Genomic DNA, 1,171 nt, shown 5'->3' on the forward strand with positions numbered 1-1,171 from the left:
AGCGGCTCTGTTGCACAAATCGGCTGAACGCCGAAGTTCCCCTTTCCCCGGACGGACTTATCCCACAGCTTCCGTGACCGGGATGCCGAGCGCGGTGTAGCCGTTCAGGACGGCGATGCGGACTTGGAGCTCGGCGGCCTGTCGGTCGAAGTCCCGCGCCATGAGCCTCTGGCCCAGCAGTTTGACACAATGCATCTTCGTCTCGACGCGGCTGCGGCGGTGGTATCCGCTCCATCGTCGCCAAAGGGCGCGGCCGAGATACTTGGATGCCCGTAGGGCTTCATTGCGCGCCACGGCTCCAGCCGTGATGGTCTTCCAGGGCTTCGCGTTCTTGCGGGGCGGGATGACGGCATGAGCCCCACGGTCGGCAATGGCGTCGTGGCATTTGCGCGTGTCGTAGGCGCCATCTGCTGTGACGCTGCCGATCTGCTCGTCCGCCGGGATCTGACCGAGCAGGTCGGGTAGGATCGGCGCATCGCCGATGTGGCTCCTGGTGACCTCGACAGCGCGGATCTCCAGCGTTTCCTCGTCGATCCCGAGGTGAATCTTGCGCCAGACCCGCCGTTTTGGGCCACCGTGCTTGCGCGCGTGCCATTCGCCTTCACCTTCGACCTTGATCCCGGTGCTGTCGACCAGCAGGTGCAGCGGCCCTTTGGAACCGCGATACGGGATGTTCACAGCCAGGGTCTTCTGGCGGCGGGACAGGGTGCTGAAGTCGGGCGCCGTCCAGTCGAGACCAACCAGCCGCAGCAGGCTCTAGACGAACCCGGTCGTCTGCCGGGTCGTCATTGTCGCTCGGAGCAATGGCGCTCCCAATGACGACCATCCCGAACAGCACCTTCATCGACAGGCACGTCTGGATGGCGTTCGTCGGGAAAACAGTCCCCCGGACTGTTTTCTTGATCCTCCTCACCGCTGTAGGTCTGCCGGCGGCCACGCCTGCCTGCCGGCACGGCATCCCAGCTCATCTCAGGGTCGAACCAGATCGTCAGCGAGCCCCGGTGCTTGAGCGCGTTCGCCATTGATCTCGAACACATGGCGACACAATAGCTCACTGTAGGCCGACCAGTTCCTGGTCCTGTAGGTTGGGAGTGTGGGTCTGCTCATGCATCCCAGCTACCACTCTGGAGTCACGAGATGAATCCCTCACGGGATTCGTGCAACAGAGCCG

General features: G+C 63.5%; 1 pseudogene. It reads right to left on the reverse strand.

Annotated elements, in window-relative coordinates:
- Window positions 1–57: 57 nt before the first annotated feature.
- A pseudogene (locus DTQ71_RS23055) lies at window positions 58–1,107 on the reverse strand (IS5 family transposase).
- Between the last annotated feature and the right edge of the window lie 64 nt (window positions 1,108–1,171).

This window comes from Jannaschia seohaensis, assembly GCF_900116765.1.
Taxonomy (GTDB): domain Bacteria; phylum Pseudomonadota; class Alphaproteobacteria; order Rhodobacterales; family Rhodobacteraceae; genus Jannaschia; species Jannaschia seohaensis.